The sequence below is a fragment of the Aliisedimentitalea scapharcae genome (assembly GCF_045277565.1).
Lineage (GTDB): Bacteria > Pseudomonadota > Alphaproteobacteria > Rhodobacterales > Rhodobacteraceae > Aliisedimentitalea > Aliisedimentitalea scapharcae.
In genome coordinates this window covers 2,821,781-2,843,385 of sequence record NZ_CP123584.1, presented here as the reverse complement: position 1 = coordinate 2,843,385, position 21,605 = coordinate 2,821,781, and the positions used below count along the sequence as shown (strand labels likewise).

Below are 21,605 nucleotides of genomic sequence, written 5' to 3'. Positions count from 1 at the left end.
TCGGTCGTCCCAGGCGCAAATTTCTTATCTAAGAAATTTGCCAAGAGTTTTTTCTAAAACTCTTGGTCGCGTTTTGGGGAGCGGTTGGCCGGAGCCCACCAGTCTCCCGGTTTGGTCCGGGCTCCATGCCCTTTGCTCAACCGCAGCGCCAGCTTGCGCAGCGGAGACAAGGCCAGCTTCAACCATAATCTATCCCGCAGGCGGTCATAGTCCCGGTTAAAAGGGCAAACCCGCATGCAGATTGCGCAATCCGAGGCCATTTTGGCCCAAAAGGAGAAGCACTTTTCAGCGTCCGACGTCCATTTTCGGACGCCTTTGATGGCTGACACATTGTGCCCGCCCACCTCTGGGGGACCAAAGGGCAACGCCTTGACCGGGCAGGCGTCTGCGCATTTGGTGCAGATGTCACAAAAGGACTTTACGCCACGCGGTTGAGCAACATCATGAGAAAGCGGCAGATTGGTGAAGATTTTTGAAAACCGCAACCGAGGTCCGAATTCGGGTGTTATCACCATCTGGTTGCGGGCGTATTCCCCTAGACCCGCCTTGACCGCATAGGGAATCACCAGGCCGGTGTCGTTCATCGAGGGCACCGCTTCGTAGCCGAGGTTTCGAATGTAGGCAGCAAGCTGCATCACGATCGCAGCTTCGTGACTGTATTCCCGACCGGTTGCCGCTCCTGCCAGGGCGGATGGGTAGGTGGCCACCAGATCCTTGTCCATTTCGTGGCCCAGCACGATGACGGAATTCAATCCTTGGGGCAGTTCATGCGGCGCTTCGGAGAAATCGCGTGCGTCAACCCGGGCGCTGTAGAGCCAGCGTTCATCAAAGTCTGTAATGCCACAGAGGTCGGCACCAAAGAATTTGGAAATCCGTTTGATTTCCACCGACATCTTGGCCGGATCGTCGATCTCCAGCGCGTCCGAGGCCACCGGAGTGTCGGGTTGGATCGGTGCCTGAAACCCTTCGCGCAGCCCCTCGGATGCTTTGCGATTGGAAACAATGTCTGAAATCAGCCAAGCGGCATTGCGCAGGGCAAAGTCGCGTTGGGTGAACCCGTCACCGCGGCGTGGCGCGGCTTCCATCCGGTAGGAAGAAAAGAATTTTTTGGTGTGTTTGGATTTTACCCGATCATCCCAGAACGCCCGGGTAAAAACGTCGTTGCGTTGAGAAAATCGTTCGAAATCATCGGTGACGTCGATCCCGGCGCGGGCATCGTCATCGCGGTGTGGAGGAGTGTTCTGGGGCCATGCCATGTGGTGACCGTATCGGGGGAAAATACTGGGCGCAAGAGATGTATTTCATGCTTCAAAGACCGACGTGATCCAATCCCTTACAAGGGTGACTTCGTTGGTTTTTGGTCTCTCGCCAACGGTGGGCATCAGATAATGCCCCTGACCCATGGGGATCTCAGCCGCTCCGACCTGTGCCAGCCGGTTTTGCGCAAACGGCATTTCTGCGTATCGCCGCATGACCATTGCTGCGCCTGCTCCTGATGCAGCCAGCTCGATCGCGGCCAGTGTCGTGTCGACAAAAAGCGCGGTTTTCCGGTCCTCCAAGGGTATGTTCTGGTGTTTGGACAGGCGCAACCAGTGATCCTGGTTGCCATGTATGTGAATCAGGGTTTGCGAAAACAGGTCTGTCAGTCGAGTCAGCTGTGGGGCCTGGGTGGGGCTGGCCACCGGGATGACGGTTTCGGTCGACAGCAGATGCGCCCGACGATCAAACCAGCTGGATGGTCCCAATCGCACGTCAATATCCACCTCGGTATCGGATGTGCTGTCGGCCCAGACGGCCGAGACCAGCCGGACCCGTATGTTGGGATGCGTCGCGTGAAAAGCGCCCAATCGCGGCGCAACACACAAAACAGCCGTCGAAATCGGCACCCGCAAGGTAACGGCCGGCGCGGATCCGGGACCAATCAGCCCGCGCGTTGAATAGGCAATGTCATCCAAGGCCTGGGAAATGGATGGGTAATACGCGTGGCCGATTTCGGTCAGTTCCAGATGCCGGGCCCGCCGGATGAAAAGAGTCACGCCAAAGTTCTTTTCGAGACTGCGGATCTGGTGGCTGACGGCGGCCTGGGTCAGGCCCAGCTCATCAGCTGCGGCGGTAAAACTGCGCAACCGGGCCGAAGCTTCGAAGGCACGCAGCCAGATAAGATTGGGAAGATCGGACATATGTCACAAATAATTTAGGGGTCAGATCGCTTTATTATTCGTTTTTCTTTTAACGAAGGTCAAGTTAGCCCGGTGTAATAAAGAAATCCCGCGGATATGAGGAGAACGCGATGGGTACCGATCTGAAAGTTGGCTTCATCGGCCTGGGCAATGTAGGCGGCAAGCTCTCTGGATCGCTGTTGCGCAATGGCGTGGATCTATGTGTCCACGATTTGGATGCGGACCTGGTGCAGAGCTTTGTTGATCGGGGGGCCAAGGCCGGAGGAAGCCCGGCACAGATGATGCGCGACTGTGATGCGGTCATCACATGCCTGCCGTCGCCTGCGGCGTCGGATGCAGTGGTGCAGGAGATGCTGCCGGAAGTCACGGCGGGCAAAATCTGGATGGAGATGTCGACCACGGATGTGGCCGAGGTCAAACGTCTTGGTGCGTTGGTCACTGAACGGGGCGGTCATCCGGTGGACTGTCCGGTGTCAGGGGGATGCCACCGAGCAGATACAGGAAATATCTCGATCTATGCCGGGTGCGAACGCGAAACCTTTGACCGGATCCTGCCGCTGCTGACCAAGATGGGTCGCCGGATTCTGCATGTGGGTGAGATTGGGAATTCCAGCATTCTCAAGGTGATGACCAACTATCTGGCCAATATTAACCTGTTGTCGGTCTGCGAGGCGCTGACGGTAATGAAGGCCTGCGGCATGGATCTGGGAATGACCTACGAAGCGATTGCCATGTCGTCAGGGAATTCATTCGCGCATGAGACCGAAAGCCAGCTGATCCTGTCCGGATCGCGGGATGTGAATTTCACCATGGATCTGGTGATGAAGGACATTGGCCTGTTCCAGACCCTGGCGGATCGCAACAACGTACCGCTGGAATTGTCTCCGGTGATGATCGAGATGATGAAGGACGGCCAACGTCGCTATGGCGAGCGCGCCCAATCCGATCGGATGATCGAACGGCTGGAGGAGGCCACGGGCCTGTCGATTACCGCGCCGGGGTTTCCGACGGAACTGATTGACGATGAACCAGAAGAGCCGGGATACGAGGTCAAGATCCGGCGTGCGGCGGCCGAATAGGCACCCGCGTCTGTCGGGCATTCCTGCGGGACTGCCCCAATGGATCCTGCGCCGGGGCTGTTCGTCCCGGCGGTTTCGCGGTATGGCCCCGGTATGTGACAACAGAATATGACCGGGAGCAGGGACATGTCGGACGAAATACTGGCAACAATGAAAGCATCTGCGCCGCGCCGGATCATGGGGGTCGGGATGCTGGGGTCGGTGGGCAGCGCCGTGCTTTATGTGGCGCTTTCCTCGCCGCCTGAACCCGAATGGCTGGTGTTTCTGCTGGTGGTCGGGGTTGGTGCGCTGTGGAGCGCGGTCCGGATGTGGCAGGCGACGGAACATTCCATCGAGCTGACGCACACGCAATTGCGCTGCTCGGACGGAACCCTGATTGCCGAGATTGAGGATATCGACGGGATTGATCGCGGGTTCTTTGCGTTCAAACCATCGCATGGGTTTTTGGTGCGGACCCGATCATCGAACGGTCGTGTCTGGCAACCCGGGTTGTGGTGGCGTATGGGGCGACGGATCGGCGTCGGTGGGGTGACGCCGGGTGCCCAGGGCAAGGCCATGGCCGAAATTCTCGCGGCGATACTGTATCAAAAAGAAAACGGGCCACTGCCAAGGTGACCCGCCGTCGTATCGGTTTCGGGTGACGTCAAACGTCCCCGCCGGTCAAATCATCGTGGTCATCGCCGCCTGACAATGGTCCGTCAAAGTCCAGCTTGGGGGCAAATCTGGGGCGTGAAAAGACAAAGTTATCCAGGTTCTTGTCTTCCATGCCGACATTGAACAATGGCACAAAGACATTGCGGGTTTCGACCAGAATGACCCGTTCGTTGTCTGGCATGATTGGCAGATCGTCTTCAAAGCCGCTGATTGTGGCATTGGTCAGAACGGTTTCATAGCCACGCGCTTCGGACCAATCGACATAGTAGCGCGCGTCATCTTCGTCCCAGCGGACGACGGTCACGCGAAGCCTGCTCACGGAACGCGACCGTGTCAGAACCTGCAGCAGCGAATACATGCTGTCGATGTAATCGTCATCCACCGCATTGGTTTCACGCGACAGCAAATCGCTGATCGTATAGGCGGATTTCAGATTCACCGTGCTCTGGCGGTATCCGTCAAAAAAGACATAGACGGCCATAAAGGACCAGAACACCATGGGCATGGCCAGGACGAACTCCACGGACACATTCCCGTCGGTGCGTTGGGCAAAATCCCTGAGCCGTTGTAGGAGCCGTTTCAACATCAGATCACCTCGGTTCCTGAACAAAGGCCGAGGTCGACACCAGAGCGTATTGCCCGGCGGCGTCCTTGACCATGTTCTGACCCAAACCCGTTGTCGGGAAAATTGGATCAATTTTGGCGCAGGCGCGCAAAATCATCAGTTCATTTGACTGGCCGTTGACGAAACTGCGCACCGGAGCCACTTCTTCGGATGCATCGGTACAATCGGCGTCCGTGTCCAACCCGGTCCAGTTGAACGGATCCATCGACACCATTTCCAGCTTCAGGTTCGCACTACAGTTTTCGATGAACCCGGCCCGAACACAGATCAGATCCTTGATCTCATCGTGCTGGGGGGCTGACCCGGTGCCCAGGCGAATGTCCCGCACCGTCATGTCCAGCGCCCGTTCAAGGCTGGCGTGGTGCAAGGTGACAAACCCCAGTTCCACACCCGACAGCAGGAAAAACAGCATCGCCGGAAACGTGATCGCAAATTCAACGGTAGCCGAGCCATCTTCGGCGCGGGCGAACCGCCCGAGCGGGAGGCGTGACAGCAACTTTTTACCAATACTCATTGGGTCAACCTCAACTTGCGGATTGACGATGCGATCGACGAAAAGGCCTCGGAGATCTCCAACCCGTCCACATCAAAGTAATGGGCGTCCGAGCTGGCACAATCTGCCAGCACGGCCTGGCCGGAATAGGGGGCTTCGAAACCGATGGTGAACACGATCGCCCCAGCGTCCTTGGCCGTATCACAGATGTCTTTGGTGCGGGAATTCTTGGTGCTGGAATTCACATAGCGGCGCACATCGTAATACCATTCGTCGCGGGCGTCATAATAGCCCATCCACGGATCCATGATACTTTTCCAGACAAATTGGACCGGTGTACGGGCCCAGAGTTCGGCAAAACTCAACTCATACGATGAACCGCTTTCGGGTTGGTCGTCTTCGGTGTCATAGCATCCATAGTAATAATGATAGCTAGTACATTTGGTATATGTGCCGTTACCATACGGATGGTCTTGCCAATTTGAAACGGCTTCCAGATCTCCGGAGTCGCCTCTGTCCGTTGCGTTTTTCCAGTAGTACAAACCGTTTGCCGGGTTTCTGACGGAATATCTTTGGGCTGTTTCATTCCACCAGACTGTGGAACCGCCCGTGCGATAATCGTCATCCACATAGTATTGCGACGTATTCTGCCCATCTGTCATCAACACGATGATCTTCAGCGTATCCGAGTCGTTAAAGGCGCTGGGACGGGCGGCAAAATCAGAGGGGACAAGGCCGTCACCGATCATCGCATTGGTGGCGCTGCGCACACTGGGATCCAGCAGGGCAGTGCCCCACTTCATCCCCAGGTCGATGGACGTATTGCCACGCGCCGACAGGTTTGTGATGTAATTCTTGAGCTCGTTTCGATCCTTTTGCATGATCAACGCCTCTCGGGCACCGGAGTCTTCGCAGATCGGGTAACTCACTGTGCCGCCATAGGGGCGCCGGTCGTGGCTGCTGTAATTGCCACGTGTCCAGATATCGAAATGCATGGTGCGTTCCAACGCAACGCTGTCGTCAATTTCGGTGGTGTCGAAATCGACAGCGTCAAAATTCACGCAATGGGAATAGCTGTGTTCGGTGGTGACGTTGAACCGGTCCAGGAACTCTGCGGGCAAAGACACCTGGGTGGCATAGGGAACAATGGACATCGACAGCTTGCCGTCTTCGGTGTTGTCGACCATCTGATCAACGAAATCCCGCGCTGCGCTTTTGAGGTTGGTCAGACGGCTGTTCGAATTCATCGACCCGGACACATCCAGTACCAGGGAGATTTCGACGCTGCCGATGCTTTCTTCGGCTGTGCTGGTTGCAGGAGCAGACAGCGTATCGACGCCGGCCATATGCATGAACTGGGTTTTGATGTCGGCCGAGGCGGTGGCGTTCACATTCCGGAATCCCAAACCTTCTGAGACGGTCACGCCAGATAGGTATTCGGACAAACCCGCCTTGGCAAAATAGTCGTTGACCACATCGGTCGGGTCCAATGTCTGATCAAGGTCCGCCGCGGCCAACACCGCGCGGTCCAGCGTATATTGCAGATTGGTGCGGTCACGTTCGAACCGCATCATGTCAATTCCGATGCCGCCCATCATGAGAATCATCAGGAACACATAGACGCCGAAAATCAGCAGAGTTCCGTCTTCTTCACGCGCAAAGCGTTTGCCGTGAGCCGATATTTTGTTGAGAAATCTGGTGCGTGGACGCACAGAATTCCCCTTTTCAAATAGGTAACGGACACACATCGGGACCTCTTCCACCCGCATCGGGCAAGCAAGCAATAGATACACTTAGTCTCCGACTTTTTGCCTGTGGAACATGGCCGAATTTGGGCAAAATCTGTGCGAAATGTGGTGAATTACCGGGTGTTTAATTTACATTCCGCACATCGACAGTCTGCTGTTTCCGGTTCGGGGACAGAAGGGTCGAATCGCTGGTATTCAGCGTCTTGGGAGCGTCCAAAGTCTTACTTTCAGTTTTTGGAATGCCTAAATTGGTCGCACTTCTTAAGAAAGTTGTCATAGTAGGACAGACATTCTGAACAAGGTCCGAGTCGAACAAAATCATTCTGAGAAGAGACCTGCCCCTCAACAACGGAGAATTGCCGAATGCAGCGAGCCAACGAACCGAGTTTCCGCGAGAGCGTGGATTTGATGTTCAATCGGGCGGTTGCCCTGATGGATTTGCCACCAGGTTTGGAAGAGAAAATCCGGGTTTGTAATGCGACCTATACCGTGCGGTTCGGGGTGCGCCTGCGGGGGCAGATCCAGACGTTTACCGGGTATCGATCCGTGCATTCGGAACATATGGAACCGGTCAAGGGCGGAATTCGTTTCGCCCCCTCCGTCAACCAGGACGAGGTCGAAGCGCTGGCGGCGCTGATGACCTATAAATGTTCCCTGGTCGAGGCACCCTTTGGCGGGTCCAAAGGCGGATTGTGCATTGATCCGCGCCAATATGATGAACATGAACTGGAACAGATCACCCGCCGGTTTGCCTATGAGCTGATCAAACGGGATCTCATCCATCCCTCGCAAAACGTGCCTGCACCCGACATGGGGACAGGGGAACGGGAAATGGCGTGGATCTCGGATCAATACATGCGCATGAACACGACGGACATCAACGGGCGCGCCTGTGTCACGGGCAAGCCGATCAATGCCGGCGGGATCCAGGGCCGGACCGAAGCGACAGGGCGCGGGGTGCAATACGCCCTACATGAGTTCTTTCGTGACGCGCGCGACATGGAAAAGGCCGGACTGACCGGCACGCTGGATGGCAAGCGGGTCATTGTTCAGGGGTTGGGCAATGTGGGGTATCACGCCGCCAAATTCCTGAGCGAAGAAGATGGGTGCAGGGTGACCGGCATTATCGAACGCGATGGTGCGTTGTTTAATCCCGATGGGCTGGACGTCGAAGGGGTGCGCAACTGGATCGTCAAACATGGCGGGGTCTCAGGATTCCCGGATGCGACCCATTCCGCCGAAGGCGCGGCCGTTTTGGAGGAAGAATGCGACATTCTGATTCCGGCGGCTCTGGAAGGGGTGATCAATCTGTCCAACGCGGACCGGATCAAGGCCCCCCTGATTATCGAAGCAGCAAATGGCCCGGTGACTGCAGGGGCGGATGATATCCTGCGCCAGAAAGGCACTGTGATCATTCCGGACATGTACGCCAATGCCGGCGGTGTGACGGTGTCCTATTTCGAATGGGTCAAGAACCTCAGCCATATCCGCTTTGGCCGGATGCAGCGCCGCCAGGAAGAGGCGCGTCATCAGTTGGTGGTGGATCAACTGGAGAGCCTGAGCGATGCCATGGGCAAGGCTTGGTCCCCTTCGCCGGATTTCAAACAGAAATACCTTCGCGGCGCAGGAGAGCTGGAGCTGGTGCGCTCCGGGCTCGATGATACGATGCGGATCGCCTATCAATCGATGCGCGAGGTCTGGCACAGCCGGGCCGATGTCACCGACCTGCGCACCGCCGCCTATCTGGTGTCCATCGACAAGGTGGCCAAGAGCTACCGGGCCAAAGGGCTGTAAGCCTGAAAACAACGATAGGAAACCGGCGCGCAGGATTTCTGGTGCGCCGGTTTCGATTTCCAAACTGAAACCTTCTTACGAGCCCGCCCCTGCGGCTTGGGCAATGGTGCTCATGGTATCCTGATTAGGCCCGTCCGATTGGCCGCGGCCAATGCTGCCACATTTCGGGATAGCCTTTTCTCGTCGGGTTTCTGCCATGTTCTTTGCAGATCCTTGAAAAGGTGGCTGACAGAGTTTCGTAGTTAAGAGTTTCGTGATCGGGCGCGCGCAGCCACTGTGATCCTCAAATCTGCCATCTGGCGCGCAAGCGCTGCTGGGACAAAGGAAAAGTGTCCCACAAAAGGAGGCGATCGGCCTGGGGTGTTTCGGCCTGAAGACCACCTGACAAGCCCGATCTTTTTCCTGGTTAAAAGATCATCCACAGATCGCTTACCCACTGCTGCCAACCGCCCATAATGCGCGCGTGGTTCCCAAAACTCGCGGGTCCACCGGTCGCTCCATCATCTTGAATGCCTCCTGCGGGATTGTCTCTTGGCGCGACAGGTCGGAGATGCCCAAGGCTGCCACGGCTCCGGTCCCGCTGCGGGACCATTGCAACACAGGGCGCGTTTTGCACGGACCATTTGGGCGGGATCTTTGTGGTTCAGCTGCGGGGGCTTTGCTGCGCACTTCGGGTGATGTTCGGTCTCTCCCATAACCCAGACGGATTTAGCCTTCGGGCTCAGTGATGGGTATATCAAAATCCGTACCTGCGGTTCAGGACTGCGATGCGGATCTGGATTTCCGCGACCTTCTTTTCAAACCCCCTGGCCATCCTTGATTGGCCAAGGAGTTTCAGACAGTGCATCTTCGGTTCAACGCGGCTGTGGCGGTGGCATCCGCCCCAACGTTGCCACAGCTGCGGCCCGGATATTGCAACGCATTGACCGAGCCATTGCGGGCACAGGTTCCGTCGTCTGTCGGGTTCCAGGTCTGTGCATTCTTAGGCGGCGGGATTTGGTTCAATACATCGGGTCGCCTGGGCGCATCCCCGATTCTGCTGTTGGTGACGAAGCCGGCCCAACCATCCAGCAGTTCCTCATCCATCCAGATGTGCAACTTGCTCCAGATCCGACTACAGCGGCCCGTCTGTTTCCCGAAATTTGTCACCATGATTATTTTGCGACATGCTGTGACGGAATTAGCACTAGACATATGTGGTTAGTTCGTGTGACGTCGACGTCGAAATCTACTTGCTCTGACCGGTATGGGTGGGGGACAACAGGTTGAGGGCGAACCGGGCGCGTCGCGCGCTCTTGGGGGTTCGGGTTCGAAGGGGAGAGTGATCATGCGGTTTTCAGGCTGGCGTGTTTTCAAAGAAGGGTTGACCGGCAACAAGGGGTGGAAACCCCATTGGCGTGATCCGCAGCCCAAGGCGGAATACGACGCAGTGATCATCGGTGGCGGTGGCCATGGTTTGGCCACGGCATATTATCTGGCCAAGGAACACGGGCTGACCAACATCGCGGTCCTGGAAAAAGGGTATCTGGGGGGCGGTAACGTCGGGCGCAACACCACGATTGTGCGGGCCAACTACTTTTTGCCGGGCAATTCCGAATTCTATTCCCATTCCCTGAAGCTGTGGGAAGGGTTGGAACAGGACCTGAACTATAACGCGATGATGTCCCAGCGCGGGATTTTGAACCTGTATCACAATGATGGCCAACGTGACGGGGCGGTGCGCCGCGGCAATGCCATCGTCAACCAAGGCGATGATGCTGAACTGGTCAGCCGCGAACAGCTGCGGGAGATGGTGCCGTTCCTGAATTATGACAACAACCGGTTTCCGATCATGGGTGCGCTTTTGCAGCGCCGGGCTGGCACCGCGCGCCATGATGCGGTGGCCTGGGGTTTTGCCCGTGGTGCCGATCAACGTGGGGTGGACCTGATCCAGAACTGCGAAGTCACCGGCATCGACATTGAAAACGGCAAAGTCGTCGGGGTGCAGACCTCACGCGGGCCGATCCGGGCCAAAAAGGTCGCCATGGCTGCGGCGGGTCGATCCGGTCAGGTGGCGGCCATGGCGGGGATGCGCCTGCCTGTCGAAAGCCATGTGTTGCAGGCGTTTGTGTCTGAGGGGCTGAAACCGATCATCGACCATGTGATCACCTTTGCCGAAGGGCATCTGTATATCAGTCAGTCGGACAAGGGCGGGTTGGTGTTCGGTTCCTACCTGGATTTCTACAGCTCCTATGCGGCGCGGGGCAATTTGCCGATGGTCGAGCACACGATGGAGACCTGTGTTGCCATGGTACCGGCCGTGGCCAAGGCGCGTTTGCTGCGCAGTTGGGGTGGGATCATGGACATGACGCCGGACGGCTCACCGATCATCGACAAAACGCATATCGACGGGCTCTATCTGAACGCCGGCTGGTGTTATGGCGGGTTCAAGGCGACCCCGGCGTCTGGCCATTGCTTTGCCCATCTGATCGCCACGGACCGGCCGCATGACGCGGCCACAAAATTCAAGTTGGACCGGTTCGAGACCGGCTATGACCTGATGGATGAGGAGGGGACCGGTGCACAACATAACCTGCATTGATCGATGTGACGCGACCGGGGCGGGGGGCGCTGCCCCCTCGGCCATGCGGCCTCACTCCCGGAGTTTTTGTGGCGAGATGAAGAAGGAGCGCGGCGCATGAGGGTCACCTGTCCAGTTTGCGGTGAGCGTGATCGCCGCGAGTTCTATTATCAAGGTGCTGCGTTGCAGCGCCCGGCCGCGGATGCACCGATAGAGCAATGGCATGAATATGTGAATCTGCGGGACAATCCGGCGGGCCCGCTCACGGAGCTGTGGTATCACGAGATGGGATGTGGGTCCTGGGTTGTTGTGGAGCGCAATGTCGCGACCCATGAAATGCTGGGGTCGCAATTGGCCCAAGACGCCGATCTGGGAGGTCCGCGATGAGAATTGCAGGCAAGGGGCTGACCGCCGGTGCGGCGAGCGTTTCGTTCCGCTTTGACGGGCGTGATTATATGGGCCTGGAGGGGGACACTCTGGCGTCGGCACTGTTGGCCAATGATGTGCATCTGATGGGGCGGTCGTTCAAATACCACCGCCCGCGCGGTGTGTTGAGTGCGGGGAGCGAAGAGCCCAACGCGTTGGTGACCATTGGATCGGGCACCAATCGCGAGCCCAACATGCGCGCCACGGTGCAGGAGATTTTTGAAGGGTTGGAGGCGTCGAGCCAGAACCGTTGGCCGTCGTTGGATCTGGACGTGATGTCGGTGAATGATCTTGCGGCCCCGTTCTTTGGCGCGGGGTTCTATTACAAGACCTTCATGTGGCCAGCTGCATTCTGGGAGAAAATCTATGAGCCGATGATCCGGCGGGCTGCCGGTCTGGGCGCGCTGTCGGGGGAAGCAGATTCGGATCGCTATGAAAAAGCCTATGCCTTTTGCGATCTGCTGGTGATTGGGGCGGGACCCACGGGGTTGATGGCGGCGCTGGCCGCAGGTCGGGCCGGGGCGGATGTGATTCTGGCAGACGAAGATTCGCGCATGGGCGGGCGGTTGTTGGCAGAGAGCGAAACCGTTGATGACATGGCTGGTTCAGACTGGGCCGAGAGTATCCTGGCCGAATTGCGCAGCATGGACAATGTACGGCTGATGACGCGCACATCCGTTGTGGGTGCTTATGATCAGGGGACGTATGCGGCGCTGGAAAAGGTGACCCACCACAAAGCGCGCACCGGCAAAGCCCCTCTGGAATGCTTTTGGCGGATTGTCGCAAAACGTGCCGTTCTGGCCGCCGGGGCCATCGAGCGCCCGGTGGCTTTTCGCAACAACGACCGGCCGGGGATCATGACCGCCGGGGCCGTGCGAGCCTATTTGAACCGATGGGGCGTGGCACCTGGCAGGCGGGTCACCGTTTTTGCAAACAATGATCAGGCCCATCGCACAGCGCAGGATCTGGTGGCTGCAGGTGTGCATGTGGCCGCTCTGATAGACAGCCGCCATGATGCTCCTCAGTCCAACATGTTCCCGGTGTATCGCGGGGCGCAGGTTTGTGATGCGGGCGGGCGCAAACGGGTTGAATCGATCACGGTGCGTACGGTCAGCGGGACGGAAAAAATCCTCACCGATTGTCTGGCGATGTCTGGCGGATGGAACCCGAATGTGCATCTGACCTGTCACCAGAACGGACGCCCGATATGGCGCGCGGACATTGCTGCCTTTGTGCCCAAGCCCGGGATGATCCCGGGGTTGAGCGCGGCAGGTGCGGCCAACGGCACCTTCAGCACCGCCGCCTGTCTGGGCGAGGGCGTTGCGGCGGCGCGGACCGCCCTGGATGATCTGGGGTATTCGGTGCCCGAGATCACTTTGCCCCGGGCAGAGGACGCGCCCTATGCCATGAGCCCGCTTTGGGCGGTGCCGGGCAAAGGCCGGGCGTGGCTGGATTTTCAGAACGACGTCACGGTCAAGGATGTGAAACAGGCCGCGATGGAAAACTTTCGCTCGGTCGAGCACATGAAGCGCTATACCACGCTGGGTATGGCCACCGATCAGGGGAAGTCTTCGAACATGGGTGCGCTGGCGGTTTTGGCGGATGCCACGGGACGCGCCATTCCCGAAACCGGAACAACCACATTCCGTCCTCCGTTCAACCCGGTGTCGCTCGCGGCGATGGGGGCAGGGGCCGAAGGCAAAGGGTTCAAACCAGAGCGGTTCACCACCTCGCATGCCGCCACCGTTGCCCGTGGTGCGCCGTTCATCGAGGCCGGGCTGTGGTATCGCCCCAGCTATTTTCCGCAATCCGGTGAAGCCACCTGGCAGCAGAGTTGCAATCGCGAAGTCAACATGGTGCGCAACGCCGTCGGGGTCTGTGATGTGTCCACGCTGGGCAAGATCGACATTCAGGGGCCGGACGCGGGCAAGCTGTTGGATTATGCCTATACCAACATGTTCAGTACACTCAAGATCGGGCGCGTGCGCTATGGGCTGATGCTGCGCGAAGACGGGTTTGTCATGGACGATGGCACCACGGCGCGGTTGGGAGAGCATCATTATGTGATGACCACGACCACAGCCGCTGCGGGCGAAGTCATGAAGCACCTGGAGTATATCACCCAGGCGCTGCGACCAGAATGGGATGTGCGGTTCACGTCGGTCACCGAACAATGGGCGCAGTTTGCTGTTGCCGGGCCCAAGGCGCGCGATGTGTTGAACGATTTGATGGATACGACAATCGACAACGACAGCTTTCCGTACATGTCCTGCGGGGCAGTCGCCATTGGCGGTGTCAACGCGCGGCTGTTCCGAATATCGTTTTCGGGCGAACATGCCTATGAAATCGCGGTGCCGTCCCGGTTTGGTGACAGCCTGTTTCGCGAACTGACATCCCGGGCCGAAGCCATCGGTGGCGGTCCCTACGGGATGGAGGCGCTGAACGTGCTGCGGATCGAAAAAGGATTCATCACCCATGCCGAAATTCACGGGCGCACCACCGCGTTTGACGTCGGCATGCAGGGGATGGTGTCCAAGAAAAAAGAGTGCTTGGGAAAACCGATGGCGCAGCGCCCCGGATTGTCAGAGGCCGACCGCGAACGGTTGGTCGGGCTGAAACCTGTAGAGTCGGGGGGAGAGCTGACCGCCGGAGCACATTTGTTCACCCCCGGTGACACGGTCGAGCGGGTGAATGATCAGGGATATGTGACTTCGGTAGGGCATTCGCCGACCCTGGGTCACATGATTGCGCTGGGGTTCCTGAAAAACGGACCCGAGCGAATGGGCCAGCAGGTCAGGCTGGTCGATCATCTGCGCGGTGTAGATACCCTGTGTGAAGTGGTGAACCCAGTGTTCTTTGACCCTGAAGGAGGGCGGTTGCGTGGTTGAATTGAGTGCAAAAACACCCTGTGACGGGCTGGTCCCGACAACCATCGGGGCGATCACGCTGAGCGAAATGCAGGTTGAGGTGATGACGTCCGTCGCGCCCTATATCGGCAAGGGACAGGCGGTGTCGGATCATTTGCGCGCGGCCCATGGGGTCGGGTTTCCGGACCCAGGTCAGGCACTGTTCGGTGATGGCGGGCAGGTGATCTGGTTTGGGCGCAATCTGGCGGTTTTGTTGGGTGCGGCACCGGATGAAAAATTGTCCACGCTCGCGGCTTTGACAGATCAAGGCGATGCCTGGGCGGTTGTGCGTCTGGCTGGGGTGGGGGCCGAAGAGGTTCTGGCACGCCTGGTGCCGGTGGATCTGCGGCCTGGCCAATTTGATCCGGGACAGACGCTGCGCACCGAATTGGCGCATATGGCAGCCTCCATAACCCGGCTGTCGGATGGGGCGTTTCAGATCATGGTATTCCGATCCATGGCGCAGACTTTGATACATGATCTCAAGTCAGCCATGGAAGCTGTCGCCGCACGGGGGTAAGATCACCGGGACCTGACCTGATTCCGGAGCTGCCCTGATGTTGACCCGCTTGACCCTGATCACCGTTCTCGCCACGGGCCCCGCCTTTGCTCAGCAATTGAGCAAGGAGGAAAGCTGTGGGTATCAGGCGGATGTTGTGGCCGCCGTTCAGCAGGCCCGGCTGGACCGAGTCAGCGAACGCAAGGTTCCCGAAGCCGTGGCGGCGACCAACCCGAGCTGGCCGGAGAGTTTCAACAACGCCGTGCCATTGATCGCGCCTTGGGTGTATGAACAAAAGATGAAAGCCATCCGCACCGAGGACCTGGGCGCGATCTGGCGTGAAATGTGTTTGAAACAGCCCTGATTGCGTGGATTGATCGCATGGTTTGATCTCACCACGCGTCGCGCCCATTATTCGGGATCTCTCTGCTTTTGTTGGCGCGCCTCTTGGCGTCGCCCTGCCACTCTGACACAATCGCCCCATGTCCTTGCCCCCCGGATTTCTTGATGAACTGCGCAACCGAACCAGCCTGTCTCAGGTTGTGGGGCGCAAAGTCATGTGGGATCAGCGCAAATCGAACCAGGGCAAGGGCGACATGTGGGCCCCATGCCCATTCCACCACGAAAAGACCGCCTCCTTCCATGTCGATGACCGCAAAGGCTATTATTACTGCTTTGGCTGTCATCAAAAGGGCGACGCGCTGAGCTTTATTCAAGAGACCGAGAACGTCGGTTTCATGGAAGCGGTTGAGATCCTGGCGCAGGAAGCCGGGATGGAAATGCCCGCACGTGACCCCAAGGCACAACAAAAACAGGACCGCCGCGTGTTGTTGGCCGAGGTCATGGAACAGGCGGTCCAGTTCTTCCGGCTACAGCTGAGCACCGGGGCAGGGCGCGCAGCGCGCGAATACGTGCTGGGGCGTGGTCTGGATCCGCGGGCGCAGGAGCGTTGGGAGATCGGCTTTGCTCCGGAGGGATGGCAGCATTTGTGGGATCATCTGCGGGGCAAAGGCGTTCCCGAAGATCTGATCATGGGGGCCGGGCTGGCCAAACCATCGACCAAGGGCGGCAAACCCTATGACACGTTTCGCAACCGGGTCATGTTCCCCATTCGGGACGCGCGGGGGCGATGCATCGCCTTTGGCGGGCGGGCCATGGATCCGACGGACAATGCAAAATACCTGAATTCGCCCGAGACCGAATTGTTCGACAAGGGGCGCAGCCTGTATAACCACGCACCATCACGGGTCGCGGCGGGCAAGGGGCTGCCGCTGATCGTGGCCGAAGGATACATGGATGTGATTGCCCTGGCCGAGGCCGGGTTCGAGGCATCGGTGGCGCCATTGGGCACGGCCGTCACAGAAAACCAATTGCAACTGATGTGGCGCATCTCGGATGAACCGATCATCGCGTTGGATGGCGACACCGCAGGTTTGCGCGCGGCGATGCGATTGATCGACCTGGCCCTGCCGCTGTTGGAGGCGGGCAAATCCCTGCGCTTTGCTTTGATGCCGGACGGCAAGGATCCCGATGATCTGCTCAAGGCCGAAGGTCCGGCTGCGGTGCAAAAGGTGCTGGATCAGGCGATCCCGATGGTGCGCCTGTTGTGGCAACGTGAAACTGCGGGCAAGGTCTTTGACAGCCCGGAACGCAAGGCCGCGCTCGACAAGGTGCTGCGCAACAAGATCAAACTGATTCGCGATCCGTCGATTCGGACCCACTATGGCGAAGACATCAAGGAGATGCGCTGGGAGCTGTTTCGTCAGGGACGGCGCCCACAATCGCGGTCGAACACCTATGGTGGCGGAAAATCCCAATGGCGCCCGCGTGGGGCACCACCGGTGCCGATGCCCGGAACCAAGAGTTCGCTGCTGGCGGCTGCTGGCGACAAGGCGAGCCAGCAAATGCGCGAAGCGGTCATTCTGGCCATTGCCATCGCCACCCCCCAAGTGATCGCTGACTTTGAAACCAAATTCGATGGGATGATCTGTTCGGATCAGGAATACGCCCAATTGCGTGACATTATTCTGAGCTGTGGGATCAACGCACCAGAACGGCTGGGTGAAGAAATCGAATACAGAATTGGGCCCCAAGCTCTTGAAAACCTGTATGCGCTGCGCCATGTGGCTATTAGCCCCTGCTTGCGCAAACCCGGCGATATCGAAATGGCACGTCTGACGCTGACCGAAGAATTCGCGAAACTCGACGCATTGCGAGGACTGGATGCAGAAATTGCCGAAGCCGAACAGGACCTGACGGATCTGGCGGATGAGGCTTTGACCTGGCGGTTGCGCCAGGCCGCCGAGGCGCGGAACAAGGCTGTGCGCAGCGAGAGTGAGGACAAAGCCGAATACGAAGTTGCCGACAATGGGGTTCAGTTGAACCGCGAAGAACGCAGCCTTTTTGATGCGCTGACCAAGAACATCGACTTTGCCAAGAAACGACGTTGAGTCGTTTTGGTAAGGAAGACCGAAAGAAAATTCGATAAACGGGGTGACGAATCATCAGATCCCGCTAATGATTCGTCCAAACCGAATCGCCCCCAGCACCTGCAGGAGCAATGAATGGCCGCCAAAGACACCGACGACCGCAAGCCTGAAGAACAGGACGCCGAAATCTCGCTGGACATGAGCCAGGCCGCCGTCAAGAAGATGATCGCGGAAGCCCGGGAGAAGGGCTATATCACCTATGACCAGCTGAACCAGGTTTTGCCGCCTGATCAGGTGAGTTCGGAACAGATCGAAGACGTGATGTCGATGCTCTCGGAAATGGGCATCAACATTATCGAAGACGAAGAAGCCGAAGACGACGACGCCCAGAACAAGGGGCCGACCGATCTGGTGACAACCGACGGGCCGCGTGAAGTGACGCTGGCCGGTGCCGCGTCCGAAAAACTGGACCGCACCGACGATCCAGTTCGCATGTACCTGCGCGAAATGGGCAGTGTCGAGCTGTTGAGCCGTGAAGGCGAAATCGCGATTGCCAAACGGATCGAGGCCGGTCGCAACACCATGATCCTGGGGCTGTGCGAAAGCCCGCTGACCTTCCAGGCGATTACCATCTGGCACGACGAACTGTTGTCCGAAGACATTCTTCTGCGCGACGTTATCGATCTGGAAGCCACGTTCGGCAACCAGCTGGATGACGAAGAGGAAGAAGAACCCGTCGTTGATACTTCGGCTGTGGCTGCGACCAAGACCGAAGAAAAAGGTCCCGAACTGGACGCCGATGGCAATCCGATCGCCGCGGATGATGATGACGACGAGGACGAACAGGCCAACATGTCGCTGGCCGCAATGGAAGCCGCGTTGAAAGATCAGGTGCTGACCACACTGGAACGGATCTCGACCGACTTTGCTATGTTGTCGGAAATGCAGGACAGCCGGATTTCGGCAACTCTGAACGAAGACGGCACGTTCAGCGCCAAGGACGAAGCCACCTATCAGTCCCTGCGGTCCGAAATCGTTGAGCTGGTGAACGGCCTGCATCTGCATAACAACCGGATCGAAGCGCTGATCGACCAGCTGTACGGCATCAACAAACGCGTCATGCAGATCGACGGGCAGATGGTGAAACTGGCCGACCAGGCCCGCATCAACCGTCGCGAATTTGTCGAAGCCTATCGTGGGCGCGAACTGGACCCGAACTGGTTGACGGACATGGGCGAAAAGCCCGGTCGTGGCTGGCAGATGTTCTTTGAGCGCTCCTCTGAGAAGGTCGAGGAACTGCGCGCAGACATGGCCCAGGTCGGTACCTATGTGGGTCTGGACATCAGCGAATTCCGCCGCATCGTGCAGCAGGTGCAAAAGGGTGAAAAAGAAGCGCGCCAGGCCAAAAAGGAAATGGTGGAAGCCAACCTGCGTCTGGTGATTTCGATTGCCAAAAAATACACCAACCGCGGCCTACAGTTCCTGGATCTCATTCAGGAAGGGAACATCGGCCTGATGAAGGCGGTCGACAAATTCGAATATCGCCGGGGCTACAAGTTCTCGACCTATGCGACCTGGTGGATCCGTCAGGCGATCACGCGGTCCATCGCGGATCAGGCCCGTACCATCCGAATTCCGGTGCACATGATCGAAACGATCAACAAGCTGGTCCGGACCGGTCGGCAGATGCTGCACGAAATCGGCCGTGAACCGACGCCCGAAGAATTGGCCGAAAAGCTGCAGATGCCGCTGGAAAAGGTTCGCAAGGTGATGAAAATCGCCAAGGAGCCAATTTCGCTCGAAACTCCGATCGGGGACGAAGAAGACAGCCAGTTGGGCGATTTCATCGAGGACAAGAATGCAGTGCTGCCGCTGGACAGTGCCATTCAGGAAAATCTCAAGGAAACAACCACTCGGGTTCTGGCTTCGCTCACACCGCGCGAAGAACGGGTTCTGCGGATGCGTTTTGGCATTGGTATGAACACCGATCATACGCTGGAAGAAGTGGGGCAGCAGTTCAGCGTGACCCGCGAACGGATTCGCCAGATCGAAGCCAAGGCCCTGCGCAAACTGAAGCACCCCAGCAGATCGCGCAAACTGCGCAGCTTCCTGGACCAGTAAGCCACATGAAATTCAGTCTGAGGCGTCCCCATCCGGGGGCGCCTTTTTCACGCCGTCGCACGATACCGCGATATTTGCGCCTGCCTGTTGGAAACGCATTTCGACCAGCTTACATTGATTGAAAAATTGGTTCGGAATGTCGGGCCGCTTAGCCTAATTTGGAGGCCTCAAAAATGATTGCCCAAGTCTTACGTGTTTTCAGTGTTGGTCTGATCGGGATGACCATGGCGACCTCGGCCAGCGCATTTTCGACCCGCGATGGTGCCCGGGTCAACCAGGTGAATGATGTGGTCTTTGAGGTGATCGGGCGCAGCACCGCCTCGTCTGCCCAGCAATTCTGGTGCGCCGCGTCGGAATATGCCCGCCGCGCATTGAATGCCGGATGGACCGATCGCGTATATCTGGTTCAGGGTCGGGGCCAAAGCGTCACGACAAACCGCAGATCCGCGGTTCAGTTCACCATGTCTCCGCAGGCGGCCGGAATAACGCCGATCGAAAACAATTCGGTTCGGTTGAATTCGTTAAAGCCTGGTGAAAGCATGAGCGTTCAGCAGGCCAATCTGTATTGCTCGGCAATTCCGGACAGGTTCTGAAGCCATGCGTATGATGTATAAATTGGCTCTGGCAGCAACTGTGGCGTTGCCTCACATGGGGGCCCCGGCCATGGCGTGGCGCGCAAGCAGTGGTCTCGAAGTTTTTGCGCTGAGCGACGGCACCATCGAAGTGTTGTCCCGTGCGGGGTCGGCCACGACGGATTTCTGGTGCGCGATCGGAGATTATGCGGTGCGCCAAGCCCGGGTCCCGACCAAGGATAGGGTCTATCTGGTCGCCCCGATGGGGCCGTCCGCGACCCGGTCGAATTACAAATCCGTCCGGTTCGGATTTACCAAACCCGCCAATGCCGACACGGGGCAATCCTATTCCCTGTCGATAAAACGTGTGGGGGAAAACCTGAGCGTCGGCATGGCCCGACAGTATTGTTTTGGCAACTACAGGCGGGACCGGTTCTTTTGAGTACCAGCCTCGGGAGAGGTGGGCTTGTCTGAAACCGGTAGATGAAGCAGGGCAGGACAGTACGATGACCCATGAATTCTCTCTGCGCACATCCGGCGCTGGCCTGTATGAATTCACCCAGGATGTGGCGCGTTGGCTGAGCGCTGTGGATGGGCCGCGCGATGGTCTGTTGACGTTGTTCGTGCGGCATACGTCATGTTCGCTGATCATTCAGGAGAATGCCGACCCCGAGGTCCAGAGTGATTTACGGGCATTTTTTGACCGGCTGGTCCCGCCAAGCACCCATGCGTCGATGTCCTATCTGCGCCATACCTATGAGGGTCCCGATGACATGCCCGCCCATATCAAGGCGACACTGATGCCGGTCAGCCTGTCGATACCGGTTGCGCAGGGCCGGATGGTTTTGGGAACCTGGCAGGGCATCTATCTGTTTGAACACCGCACAGCCCCCCACACCCGCCGCGTTGCCGCACATCTGGGCTGACCACCTTTATCTAGCGGTTGCAATTCCCCTCTACCCAAAGGGTTGAGGCTAGCCTATAGTTGTGGATAAATGGGCGACAGATCCCACAAATTGCGGCGGTTCAGGAACAAGGGAGACGGCAGATGCGCTGTCCGTTTTGCGGAAATATCGACACTCAGGTCAAGGATTCTCGTCCGGCAGAGGATCATGTTTCGATCCGGCGGCGCCGGTTCTGTCCGGCCTGCGGCGGACGTTTCACCACGTATGAACGGGTCCAGTTGCGCGATCTGGTCGTGGTCAAGACGAACGGCCGTCGGGAAGATTTCGACCGGGACAAGCTGGAACGCTCGATCCGGATATCCATGCAGAAACGCCCCATTGATCCCGAACGCATCGACCAGATGATTTCTGGTATTGTGCGCCGACTGGAAAGTATGGGGGACACCGACATACCGTCAAACCGTATTGGTGAAATCGTGATGGAGGCTCTGGCCCGGATCGACACAGTTGCCTATGTTCGGTTTGCGAGTGTTTACAAGAACTTCCAGGAAGCAGATGATTTCGAAGACTTTGTGCACGAATTGCGTCCGCCTTCCAATCAACCCGAAGAGTAA

General features: G+C 58.0%; 19 protein-coding genes and 1 pseudogene. 13 read left to right on the top strand and 7 right to left on the bottom strand.

Going from position 1 to position 21,605, the window contains the following annotated elements; all coding sequences use genetic code 11:
* Window positions 1-53 precede the first annotated feature (53 nt).
* Together QEZ52_RS13365 and QEZ52_RS13360 are read right to left on the bottom strand one after the other, a co-directional pair.
* On the bottom strand, window positions 54-1,256 hold the full coding sequence (locus tag QEZ52_RS13365) for a 4Fe-4S double cluster binding domain-containing protein (RefSeq protein ID WP_406644859.1): 1,203 nt from the start codon (window positions 1,254-1,256) through the stop codon (window positions 54-56).
* Between the two features lie 45 nt (window positions 1,257-1,301).
* On the bottom strand, window positions 1,302-2,180 hold the full coding sequence (locus QEZ52_RS13360; protein WP_406644857.1) for a LysR family transcriptional regulator: 879 nt from the start codon (window positions 2,178-2,180) through the stop codon (window positions 1,302-1,304).
* Between the two features lie 122 nt (window positions 2,181-2,302).
* On the opposite strand from QEZ52_RS13360, the gene QEZ52_RS13355 reads away from it, so the two are divergent.
* Entirely contained in the window at window positions 2,303-3,259 is a 957-nt protein-coding gene (locus QEZ52_RS13355) for an NAD(P)-dependent oxidoreductase (RefSeq protein WP_406650478.1), read from the top strand.
* Window positions 3,260-3,434: 175 nt separating this feature from the next.
* Here the strand turns inward: QEZ52_RS13355 and QEZ52_RS13350 are convergent, their stop codons facing one another.
* The 4 genes from QEZ52_RS13350 to QEZ52_RS13335 all read right to left on the bottom strand — a co-directional run bounded on the left by QEZ52_RS13350 (window position 3,435) and on the right by QEZ52_RS13335 (window position 6,743).
* Window positions 3,435-3,611, bottom strand: a complete 177-nt coding sequence (locus tag QEZ52_RS13350; RefSeq protein WP_406650476.1) for a hypothetical protein — start codon at window positions 3,609-3,611, stop codon at window positions 3,435-3,437.
* A gap of 291 nt (window positions 3,612-3,902) precedes the next feature.
* The gene (locus tag QEZ52_RS13345; RefSeq protein ID WP_406644856.1) at window positions 3,903-4,499 is read right to left on the bottom strand and encodes a TadE/TadG family type IV pilus assembly protein; all 597 of its coding nucleotides are present in this window, start codon (window positions 4,497-4,499) and stop codon (window positions 3,903-3,905) included.
* A gap of 4 nt (window positions 4,500-4,503) precedes the next feature.
* A complete protein-coding gene (locus QEZ52_RS13340) occupies window positions 4,504-5,052 on the bottom strand; it encodes a TadE/TadG family type IV pilus assembly protein (RefSeq protein WP_406644855.1) in 549 nt (182 codons plus the stop codon).
* Complete coding sequence (locus QEZ52_RS13335) at window positions 5,049-6,743, bottom strand: pilus assembly protein TadG-related protein (protein ID WP_406644854.1); 1,695 nt, start codon at window positions 6,741-6,743, stop codon at window positions 5,049-5,051. The genes QEZ52_RS13340 and QEZ52_RS13335 overlap by 4 nt, the downstream gene beginning before the upstream one ends.
* A 399-nt stretch (window positions 6,744-7,142) precedes the next feature.
* Between QEZ52_RS13335 and QEZ52_RS13330 the strand changes: the two genes are divergently transcribed.
* Window positions 7,143-8,573 carry a Glu/Leu/Phe/Val family dehydrogenase gene (locus QEZ52_RS13330; protein WP_406644852.1) on the top strand — a complete coding sequence of 477 codons (1,431 nt, stop codon included), beginning with the start codon at window positions 7,143-7,145 and terminating at the stop codon, window positions 8,571-8,573.
* 708 nt (window positions 8,574-9,281) lie between these two features.
* Here the strand turns inward: QEZ52_RS13330 and QEZ52_RS13325 are convergent.
* Window positions 9,282-9,716, bottom strand: a pseudogene (locus tag QEZ52_RS13325) (IS5/IS1182 family transposase); the annotation flags it as partial.
* 184 nt (window positions 9,717-9,900) lie between these two features.
* Between QEZ52_RS13325 and QEZ52_RS13320 the strand changes: the two are divergent.
* The 11 genes from QEZ52_RS13320 (at window position 9,901) to nrdR (ending at window position 21,605) form a co-directional block, all read left to right on the top strand.
* On the top strand, window positions 9,901-11,154 hold the full coding sequence (locus tag QEZ52_RS13320; RefSeq protein WP_406644851.1) for a sarcosine oxidase subunit beta family protein: 1,254 nt from the start codon (window positions 9,901-9,903) through the stop codon (window positions 11,152-11,154).
* Between the two features lie 96 nt (window positions 11,155-11,250).
* Window positions 11,251-11,520: a sarcosine oxidase subunit delta gene (locus tag QEZ52_RS13315; RefSeq protein WP_406644850.1), complete on the top strand. Its 270-nt coding sequence runs from the start codon at window positions 11,251-11,253 to the stop codon at window positions 11,518-11,520.
* Window positions 11,517-14,447 (top strand): sarcosine oxidase subunit alpha family protein, encoded by a 2,931-nt coding sequence (locus QEZ52_RS13310; protein WP_406644849.1) that lies wholly within the window; start codon window positions 11,517-11,519, stop codon window positions 14,445-14,447. Before QEZ52_RS13315 ends, QEZ52_RS13310 begins: the two co-directional genes overlap by 4 nt.
* The gene (locus QEZ52_RS13305; protein ID WP_406644848.1) at window positions 14,440-14,985 is read left to right on the top strand and encodes a sarcosine oxidase subunit gamma; all 546 of its coding nucleotides are present in this window, start codon (window positions 14,440-14,442) and stop codon (window positions 14,983-14,985) included. The genes QEZ52_RS13310 and QEZ52_RS13305 overlap by 8 nt, the downstream gene beginning before the upstream one ends.
* A 40-nt stretch (window positions 14,986-15,025) precedes the next feature.
* Window positions 15,026-15,328: a hypothetical protein gene (locus tag QEZ52_RS13300; RefSeq protein WP_406650474.1), complete on the top strand. Its 303-nt coding sequence runs from the start codon at window positions 15,026-15,028 to the stop codon at window positions 15,326-15,328.
* A 118-nt stretch (window positions 15,329-15,446) separates the two neighbouring features.
* The gene (gene dnaG, locus QEZ52_RS13295) at window positions 15,447-17,414 is read left to right on the top strand and encodes a DNA primase (RefSeq protein WP_406644846.1); all 1,968 of its coding nucleotides are present in this window, start codon (window positions 15,447-15,449) and stop codon (window positions 17,412-17,414) included.
* A gap of 114 nt (window positions 17,415-17,528) precedes the next feature.
* Window positions 17,529-19,514: a sigma-70 family RNA polymerase sigma factor gene (gene rpoD / locus QEZ52_RS13290; protein ID WP_406644845.1), complete on the top strand. Its 1,986-nt coding sequence runs from the start codon at window positions 17,529-17,531 to the stop codon at window positions 19,512-19,514.
* A gap of 173 nt (window positions 19,515-19,687) precedes the next feature.
* On the top strand, window positions 19,688-20,107 hold the full coding sequence (locus tag QEZ52_RS13285) for a hypothetical protein (protein ID WP_406644843.1): 420 nt from the start codon (window positions 19,688-19,690) through the stop codon (window positions 20,105-20,107).
* 4 nt (window positions 20,108-20,111) lie between these two features.
* Window positions 20,112-20,528: a hypothetical protein gene (locus tag QEZ52_RS13280; protein WP_406644842.1), complete on the top strand. Its 417-nt coding sequence runs from the start codon at window positions 20,112-20,114 to the stop codon at window positions 20,526-20,528.
* A gap of 64 nt (window positions 20,529-20,592) precedes the next feature.
* Window positions 20,593-21,012, top strand: a complete 420-nt coding sequence (locus QEZ52_RS13275) for a secondary thiamine-phosphate synthase enzyme YjbQ (protein WP_406644841.1) — start codon at window positions 20,593-20,595, stop codon at window positions 21,010-21,012.
* 122 nt (window positions 21,013-21,134) lie between these two features.
* Window positions 21,135-21,605 carry a transcriptional regulator NrdR gene (gene nrdR, locus QEZ52_RS13270; RefSeq protein ID WP_406644840.1) on the top strand — a complete coding sequence of 157 codons (471 nt, stop codon included), beginning with the start codon at window positions 21,135-21,137 and terminating at the stop codon, window positions 21,603-21,605.